The 8,270-nt window shown below is 56.6% G+C and carries 5 protein-coding genes and 5 pseudogenes; 6 read left to right on the top strand and 4 right to left on the bottom strand.

Features of this window, described 5'->3' with window-relative positions:
• Positions 1-152: 152 nt before the first annotated feature.
• Positions 153-755 (top strand): annotated as a pseudogene (locus tag ACMX3H_RS04515) (L,D-transpeptidase family protein); the annotation flags it as partial.
• Between the two features lie 466 nt (positions 756-1,221).
• On the opposite strand, the gene ACMX3H_RS04510 reads toward ACMX3H_RS04515, so the two are convergent.
• Complete coding sequence (locus ACMX3H_RS04510; RefSeq protein ID WP_415209956.1) at positions 1,222-1,458, bottom strand: major outer membrane lipoprotein; 237 nt, start codon at positions 1,456-1,458, stop codon at positions 1,222-1,224.
• A 562-nt stretch (positions 1,459-2,020) separates the two neighbouring features.
• Positions 2,021-2,503 (bottom strand): annotated as a pseudogene (locus tag ACMX3H_RS04505) (pyruvate kinase alpha/beta domain-containing protein); the annotation flags it as partial.
• Between the two features lie 122 nt (positions 2,504-2,625).
• Between ACMX3H_RS04505 and ACMX3H_RS04500 the strand changes: the two are divergent.
• Positions 2,626-2,871, top strand: a pseudogene (locus tag ACMX3H_RS04500) (transposase); the annotation flags it as partial.
• Positions 2,872-2,935: 64 nt separating this feature from the next.
• On the opposite strand, the gene ACMX3H_RS04495 reads toward ACMX3H_RS04500, so the two are convergent.
• Positions 2,936-3,310 (bottom strand): GNAT family N-acetyltransferase, encoded by a 375-nt coding sequence (locus ACMX3H_RS04495; RefSeq protein ID WP_415209955.1) that lies wholly within the window; start codon positions 3,308-3,310, stop codon positions 2,936-2,938.
• 513 nt (positions 3,311-3,823) lie between these two features.
• Between ACMX3H_RS04495 and mqo the strand changes: the two genes are divergently transcribed.
• The 3 genes and pseudogenes from mqo to ACMX3H_RS04480 all read left to right on the top strand — a co-directional run bounded on the left by mqo (position 3,824) and on the right by ACMX3H_RS04480 (position 6,246).
• Positions 3,824-5,449 (top strand): malate dehydrogenase (quinone), encoded by a 1,626-nt coding sequence (mqo, locus tag ACMX3H_RS04490; protein ID WP_415209954.1) that lies wholly within the window; start codon positions 3,824-3,826, stop codon positions 5,447-5,449.
• A 4-nt stretch (positions 5,450-5,453) separates the two neighbouring features.
• Positions 5,454-5,660, top strand: a pseudogene (locus ACMX3H_RS04485) (alcohol dehydrogenase); the annotation flags it as partial.
• Positions 5,661-5,838: 178 nt separating this feature from the next.
• Positions 5,839-6,246, top strand: coding sequence for a hypothetical protein (locus ACMX3H_RS04480; protein ID WP_415209957.1), 408 nt, complete (start codon positions 5,839-5,841; stop codon positions 6,244-6,246).
• Positions 6,247-6,423: 177 nt separating this feature from the next.
• Here the strand turns inward: ACMX3H_RS04480 and ACMX3H_RS04475 are convergent, their stop codons facing one another.
• The gene (locus tag ACMX3H_RS04475; protein ID WP_415209953.1) at positions 6,424-7,503 is read right to left on the bottom strand and encodes a LacI family DNA-binding transcriptional regulator; all 1,080 of its coding nucleotides are present in this window, start codon (positions 7,501-7,503) and stop codon (positions 6,424-6,426) included.
• Positions 7,504-7,800: 297 nt separating this feature from the next.
• Between ACMX3H_RS04475 and ACMX3H_RS04470 the strand changes: the two are divergent.
• Positions 7,801-8,130, top strand: a pseudogene (locus ACMX3H_RS04470) (sugar-binding domain-containing protein); the annotation flags it as partial.
• Positions 8,131-8,270: the final 140 nt, after the last annotated feature.

Genomic DNA, 8,270 nt, shown 5'->3' with positions numbered 1-8,270 from the left:
CAAGGAGTAGCCAGCACAGGAAAAATAGACTAAAACCGAGTCAGAAGATGAGCGAACACGTGATCGAATATCACTGGAGTGGGTGATCGGAAAATATCGGAATAACTGATCGGATGTCGCCGGAACAGATGATCGGATACGTCGGAATCTGCATGGGGCGCAACACGCCGGTTATGGTGACCTCAATCAGTCAAAAAATCCCCAACCCGACCTGGACGCCAACCGCCAACATCCGTAAAATTTATCTCAAAGAACAGGGCATCACGCTGCCCGCGGTGGTGCCGGCGGGGCCGAAAAACCCGATGGGGTTGTATGCGCTGCGGCTGGCGGCCGGTACCGGCACCTATCTTATCCACGGCACTAACGCCAATTTCGGCATCGGTATGCGGGTCAGCTCCGGCTGTATCCGCTTACGACCCGACGATATTGAAGCGTTGTTCAATAGCGTACAGGTGATTAATGAACCGGTGAAAGTGGCGGTGGAGCCTGACGGCAAGCGTTATGTGGAAGTCCATCAGCCGCTTTCCCGTTCGGAGAAGGACGATCCGCAGACATCACCGATTCGCTTGAATGCCCGGACGGCAAAATTTGTCGCGCAGCCCGCAACGGATCGCGCCATGGTGAAACAGGCGGTGGCGCGCCGCTCTGGGATGCCGGTATTGATCAATAACGGTGAACTGGTCACGCCTACGTCTCCCGCAGCCGTGGAGCAAGCGGCGCAAGGCACTGCCCCCGACGCAGCCCCGGGAGTATGACCCGCCGCGTGGCGAACGGCTGGCCCATCGGGCCGAGCTGAGTGTATCACTATCCGTAAAGACGGACGCACCGGCGTAGCCGGCGTCGCGTCCGTTGTTGTTTTTGGTAACGCAAAGAAGTAAAGGGGCATGCCGAGCGTTGGGCAAACCGGCGGGTAAGCCGCTATCGAAGCTAAGCGCACCGCCAGGCGGGCCATTAGCCCATGCTGGCGCGCACCGTCAGCCTATCTGCCGGCGTACCGCTATCGACGACGAGGTGTTCTCATACTTAGGGCTATCAAAGGCCATAGCGCGCCGCCTGGGACGTCTGCGGGCATGTAATCCGTAAGGGATACAGCGCCAGTGGTGTAAGGAGAGGGGAGATAGCGCATCGAGCGCCTGGGGAAAGGCGTAGGCCCTCGGGCCTGCCCGTCAGGCAAAAAAAATGGCGCACAACGTGCGCCATTCCCAATCAAGACAGGAACTCTTACTTACGGTAAGAGGTGGCTTGGTTGTCCAGACGTTGGTTAGCACGGGCAGCGTCGTCTTTAGCAGCCTGTATGTCGGAGCGCAGTGCGTTCACGTCGTTGCTGATCTGGTCAACTTTGGCGTTCAGAGTCTGAACGTCGGAGGACAGCTGATCGATTTTAGCGTTGCTAGAGCAGCCAGCCAGCAGAGTGGAACCCAGAATTACCGCGCCCAGTACCAGTTTAGTACGATTCATTATTAATACCCTCTAGATTGAGTTAATCTCCATGTAGCATTACAAGTATTACACAAACTATTTTCGAATGAGAATAAATTTTGCGAATAAAACGATTAAATTCGATCGACCGCTCAAAGAAACATCTTATTTTACAGAGTGGTTAAAAAAAACGGGCTAGAAGCCTTGCGGCCATAAGATTTCTCCGATTAAGCCGGCGGCAAAACGTGCTATCGAAATTGGCCGCGCTACATATTTTATTTCTTTGGCGTGATTCTTTTGTCCACTCGGCCAATTACCGGTAACGACGACGGGGTAGTGGACGTGAAATAGGGCCAGAGATAAAGTTTCTTTATACCATTCTGGTACCAAATGAGGTATTGTGCAGATGCCCGCTAATTAATAAGTATTACACTTTTTAAATAATACCGGCGACGGACAACAAAAAAGGCACCTGAACAGGAGCCTGGGATCTCTGTCGAACGCCCGCCGAGAACGCCGCGCATCAACGCCAGAGGCCATCGCGCCGCCGCGACCGCCCCGAAGGTATCAGTGGGAGCACGGACGCGCCCGCTGCCGATGCTTACAGCATATGCACCGAGGTGGTGTTGGTGGTGCCGCTCGGAACCAGCGCGCCGGAGACCATGACGATAATATCGCCTTTGGCCGCCAAGCCGGTTTCTAACGCCATGGCTTTACCGATGCGGTAAAAATCATCGGTCGAGGCGATCTCTTCCACCAACTGGCAGGCAACCCCTTTGCTCAGCAGCAACTGGCGGGCGGCCAGCGGATTGGTGGTCAACGCCAGGATTTCCGCTTTCGGGAAATATTTGCGTACCGACTTGGCGGATTTCCCGCCTTCTGTGGCGACCACGATCAAAGGCGATTCCAGTTTTTCTGCGGTTTCGACCGCACCGCGGCAAACGGCTTCGGTAATGCGTAACTTACGGTTGTCGTGCTGGCCGTCGATACGGCTCGGCAGCATACGATCGGGGCGCTGGCAAATGGTGGCCATAATGGTAACGGCTTCCAGCGGGTATTTCCCTTTGGCGCTCTCGCCGGACGTAAGCGTACGCCCAGCGCCGTCTGTTAATTCCCCATCAAGTTATTGAAGATGATGTCCATTATTTTTTTAATGGGCGCAATTCATGAAACAAACCCCCACCAAAACCCTCAAGACGTCGTCCCAATTTCCCGCTGGACTTTAAAATTAAGCTGGTTGAGCAGGCGCTCCAGCCCGGCGTATCCATTGCCAAGCTGGCACGGGATAACGGTATCAATGACAATTTKMYSKTYAWCYSGYGCCAGCTTGGCAATGGATACGCCGGGCTGGAGCACCTGCTCTCAACCAGCTTAATTTTAAAGTCCTGCGGGAAATTTGGACGACGTCTTGAGGGTTTTGGTGGGGTTTGTTTCATGAATTGCGCCCATTAAAAAAATAATGGACATCATCTTCAATAACTTGATGGGGAATTAACAGACGGCGCTGGGCGTACGCTTACGAGATAAACTGGTTGGTGGTACCAAGATAAATATCGCTGATGCGGTGCGTGCGGGCATGGGCGCGCGCATGGTCCAGCAGCCCTGCAGCCACCAACAAAGGCGCGCCGCGGTAGCCGAATTTAACGAACATTTTACGCAGCGCGGCCTGGCCGCCGCCGATATCTTTCAGACCCACGGTTCCCACCACCTCTCCCTGGTTGCAGGCCACCCAAAACCCGCCGTTGCCGGATTGGTAAAAACCCCGGATGTCCTGCAGATCGGGTTGGTCGGCGGCATTGATAGCGATGCCGAATTCTTGTTGCTGGATCGGCAGAATGATGGCCGTCACCGCCTGCCTGTCCCGCTCCCGATACGATCTGATTTCAATCATCTGTCATCCCCTGGCATCCCGAGGCCCGTCAATCGACGTTGCCCGTCCCCATCGACAGCGGCGCCACAGGGCGAAAGCGCGACGGGGCAACCTGATTACCCCTGTAGTAATAAAAATCATATCAGCGGCCGGGCAATGAAAACAACTTTATCGCGGGCGGTCCGCCCAGACCTAACATTATGAGATGCTGAAAAATTTATTCTTATAGTATTTAAAACCGTTACTTTATTTTTATGCAGTGGATCACACTTAAAATCCTTGTTATAGCTTTAAAATAAAGATGGTAAATTTTGGTTAATCATATGTTAATCATCAATTTATTATATAATTAATTTCAATATATTATAAATAATTAGCATTCGTTATTGTTAGCCTCAGTTGCAATAATTTTGTAGTTTACTTAACCGGTAGTGACTAATAGAATCGAAGAGTATTAGCAGACTCCCTTGGGCGCCAACCCGAACGAAAATGGCCCGGGCGTCGGCTTCATTTTTTTTAAAAGAGATACTGCGCATGAAAGAGCATTTTATCGCAGCCCTTGGTATGACTCTCTCTGCGTCAGCCAAACAGCATCAGGTTGCGGATAAACCCCCGGTGGACATCGTACTGATTGGCGGCGGAGTCATGAGCGCCACGCTGGGAACTTATCTGAAAGCGCTTGAGCCGGGCTGGACTATTCATATGTATGAACGCCTGGAAAAAACAGCGGAGGAAAGCTCCAACGGTTGGAACAATGCCGGCACTGGCCATGCCGCTTTTTGCGAGCTTAACTATACCACCCTCACCCCAACGGGAACGGTGGATATCGCTAAAGCGGTCGCGGTAAACGAATCCTTTGAAATCTCGCGCCAGTTCTGGGCCTATCTGGTCAAACAACGGATCCTCACCAATCCACATACCTTTATCAACGATGTGCCGCACATGAGCTTCGTCTGGGGCGAGGACAATATTCGCTTTTTGCGCCAGCGCTTCGATGCGCTGCAAACCAGTACGCTGTTTCGCGGCATGGCTTACTCCGAAGATCCCCAGCAGATCCGCGAATGGGCGCCGCTGGTCATGGACGGGCGCGACACCTTCCAAAAAGTAGCCGCCACCCGCATGGACACGGGCACCGACGTGAACTTCGGTGAAATGACTCAGCAACTGCTCGCGGCGCTGCAGCTTCATCCCCAGTTCCATTTGCATTTGCATTTGCAGCATGACGTGGTGGATATCAAGCCCAACGCCGATCATACCTGGAACGTGCGCGTCGCCGACGGCGGCAACGGCGGTCGGCAGTCCACGGTGCGCGCGCGCCATGTTTTTATCGGCGGCGGCGGCGCCTCGTTGACGCTGTTGCAAAAATCCGGCATTCCCGAGGTGAACGGCTATGCCGGCTTCCCGGTGGGCGGGCAATTTCTGGTGGCGACCAACCCCGCGGTGGTCGGCAACCATCACGCCAAAGTGTACGGTAAAGCGTCGGTCGGCGCGCCGCCGATGTCGGTGCCGCATATCGATACCCGTATTCTGGACGGCAAGCAAGCCCTGCTGTTCGGCCCCTTTGCCACTTTTAGCAGCAAATTCCTCAAGCGGGGCTCCTGGTTGGATCTGTTTCATTCGCTTACGCGACAAAATCTGTTGCCCATGCTGCGCGTCGGGCTGGATAACTTCGCGCTGATGAGATATCTCATCAGCCAGCTGTTGATGTCGGATAAAGATCGCCTAAACACCCTGCGCGAATATTATCCGCAGGCCAATATGGCGGATTGGTCGCTGATTGAGGCCGGCCAGCGGGTGCAGGTCATTAAAAAAGACGCCGGCAAAGGCGGTATTTTGCAGTTCGGCACCGAAGTGGTCAGCTCGGCCGACGGCTCGCTGGCGGCGTTGCTTGGCGCCTCGCCCGGCGCTTCCACCGCCTCGCCCATCATGCTGGAGCTGCTGGCGTCCATGTTCAAAGAACAGGTAGCCAGCGACGCCTGGCAGCGTAAACTCAAAGAGATGGTGCCCTCCTACGGCCAGACAATCAACGGTAACCTCGCGCTGACCAACGAGATCCGCCGCTATACCTCCGAGGTATTGGGACTGACCTTCATTGAAGCCAAGCCGCTGCCCGGCGAGCCGGCGGACGGTAAATGGGAAGGACTGCAGAAAGCGATTTAAGCCGATGAATCGTGCGCTGTGGTATCGCCGCTTCGGCCACCCCGAAGCGGTCTTGTCACTCGAGGCCGCCCCGCTCTCAACGCCCGCCGCCAACCAGGTGCAGGTCATGATGATTGCCGCGCCCATCAACCCCTCCGATGTGATCCCCATTACCGGCGCCTATGCGCACCGGGTCCAGCCGCCGCGGGTCGCGGGCTACGAGGGACTCGGCCAGGTGGTCGCTACATCAAGCACCTTGCCCTTTCGCCTTGGCCAACGGGTACTGCCGCTACGGGGTGACGGCACCTGGCAACAGCGGCTGAACTGCAGCGGACAATGGCTGGTGCCGGCGGATATCGCGGACGATATCGCGCTGCGTTGGCTATATCAATCCGCTGGCGGCGCAGCTGATGCTGCGGCGCTGGCCGGTGCGGGATCGGCAGATAATATTGACCGCGGCAGGATCGGACTGCGCACGTCTGCTGGGGCAATGGGCGCCGGCGGGCGGGGCGCGGCGGGTCATAGGCATACACCGCGCGCCAGAACACGCGCCGCGTTTGCGCCGGCTCGGCTTACAGCCGCTGACGATGGACCGCCAGGACGAAATCCTCCGGCTGGCGGCGCAAAGCAGCCTGGTTTTCGACGCCGTGGGGGGACGGCTGGGCAGCGCATTGCTGGCGGGCCTCCCCCCTGCCGCGACATTGGTAAGCTACGGTCTGCTCTCGGGGCAACCTGTCCCCCTAACGCCCGGCGGCGCCGTGCCGCAACGGTTCCATTTGCGCGACGCCCTGGCCGGGATGTCCGCTACCGATTGGTAAAATACCTTCACGGCGCTTTAGCCTTTACTGCGTCGCGCGCAATTATCGCCGCTAGCGCCCTTTCCGCTTAGCCGCTGGCGCGAGGCGCTGTCGCTGTTCTACCGGTCCGGCCGCGCCGTCAAGCCCCTACTGTGTCTGGCGTAATTTCGGCCGGCGCACGGGGTGACGGTATCCGCCTCAGCGCCTCAACAATGCCGCTATCCGCTGCAACTCGTCGGCCAACAGGCCCAGACTCGGCTTACCGTCCGGCGGTGCGGCGGTGGAATGGCGGACCACCAGATGCGTGGGTAGCATAATCGATTGCCCGCGCGCGGCGCCGCTCTGCCCCAAACGCGCCAGCAGCCGGTTCACCGCCTCCTGCCCTAGCCGGTTGAAATCCTGTGAAACGGTGGTCAACGCCGGCAGGAAATAGGCGCTGTCTTCCGTATCGTCATACCCTATCACCGAGACGTGTTCCGGCACCGCCAGCTGTTGCTGTTGCAGTGCGCTAACCGCGCCGAGGGCCATCTGATCGTTGGCGACCAGTACGGCGCTAAACGCCACCTGCGCCTGGCGCATCGTCACCATACAACGGTAGCCGCTCGCGGCGCTCCAGTCTCCTTGCGCTGTTGCAACCGGTTGCAGACCGTAATCCTCCAGCGCCCGCTGCCAGCTGACCAGCCGTTGGCGCGCGGAAACCGATTCTTGCGGTCCGGCCAGCAGCGCGAAATGCCGGTGACCCAGCCGATAAAGATGGTCGACGCTTGCGCGCGTACCGTCGCCGGGATTAAACATCACGTGGAATACGCCGGCATCCGGCGGGACATCCAGGAACAGGCACAGGAGCTCGGGATTAGCGGCGACGATCTGCGCAGCGCACTCCGCTTCCAGCGGTAAATTGATAATGACACCCTCCACCCGCTGCGCCTTCAACTCATTGAGAGCGTCCTGTAGCCCGGTTTCGTGCTGCTGGTCGGTCATGGCGATAAGGACATTGAATCCGCACTGGCCGGCGACCCCCTTTATCGCGGAAGCAATTTGCGATGGCGCATGGAAACCGAGCGATGCGGTGACGAGTCCAAGGGTGCAGCCCCGCTTGCCGGCCAACTGCTGGGCCATCCGGTTAGGCACATAGTTTAACGTGCTAATGGCCTTTTCCACCCGTGCGCGCGTCGCTTCAGCCACGTGCGCCGATCCATTCAACACCCGGGAAACCGTTTGATACGAAACGCCGGCCTGGCGGGCGACATCGTCAAGGGTGGGATTCTTATGCTTCACGTTATTGTTCCTGTCGCTGACCAACGCAGGGCTGATCATTATTTTCCTAACATCATAAATCAAAGCGCGAAGAACGCTAAGCGCCAGAAAAAAGTCATGCGCTTACATAAATCAATTTTGTGATTAATGTCGCTAATTAAGCCAAAAATATCGTTTTTACTTTGAAAATTATCACCTTTACTTCGACACAGGCTTGCGAACCGCTACGTAAAAGCCGTTAACTGCTTACAATATGTTAGCGCATAACATCATTCATTTTGCGGTACTACGTCCTCTTTGTCTAGAGTAAGGCGAATTATGACCCACGCTGTTCATCAACCGCGACCGGCGGCCCCTGCCGCCCTGTTAGACATCCTGGCGCGGCGGGACTGGGAAAACCCGGCGGTCACCCATTACGGCAAACTGCCGTCACATGCGCCATTCATGAGTTACCGGGATAAGGACGCCGCGCGCGTCGGCGATGATTCGCCCAGCCACCTGTCGTTGGACGGCGAATGGCAATTCAGCTATTTCCCGCGCCCGGAAGCGGTGCCGGAAAGCTGGTTGAGGCAGGATGACGCCGACGCCTGCGTCATCAAGGTCCCCGGTAACTGGCAGTTGGCCGGCTACGATTGCCCTATCTATACGTAAGCACCCCGTGGAGGACGTCTTGAATTATTGGTGGGTTTGTTGTATGGCCCGGTAAGAATATGTTCCACTACGATGCCTAGTGAACCCGCATCCTATAAGGGACGGCTGTCAGATCATGGATAATCCGGCGATGATAG

This window comes from Sodalis sp. (in: enterobacteria) (assembly GCF_047607725.1).
In the GTDB taxonomy this organism is placed as follows: Bacteria; Pseudomonadota; Gammaproteobacteria; order Enterobacterales; family Enterobacteriaceae; genus JBLKSS01.
Note: the sequence above shows the minus strand (reverse complement) of the source record. Positions and strands in the feature narration are given on the sequence as shown.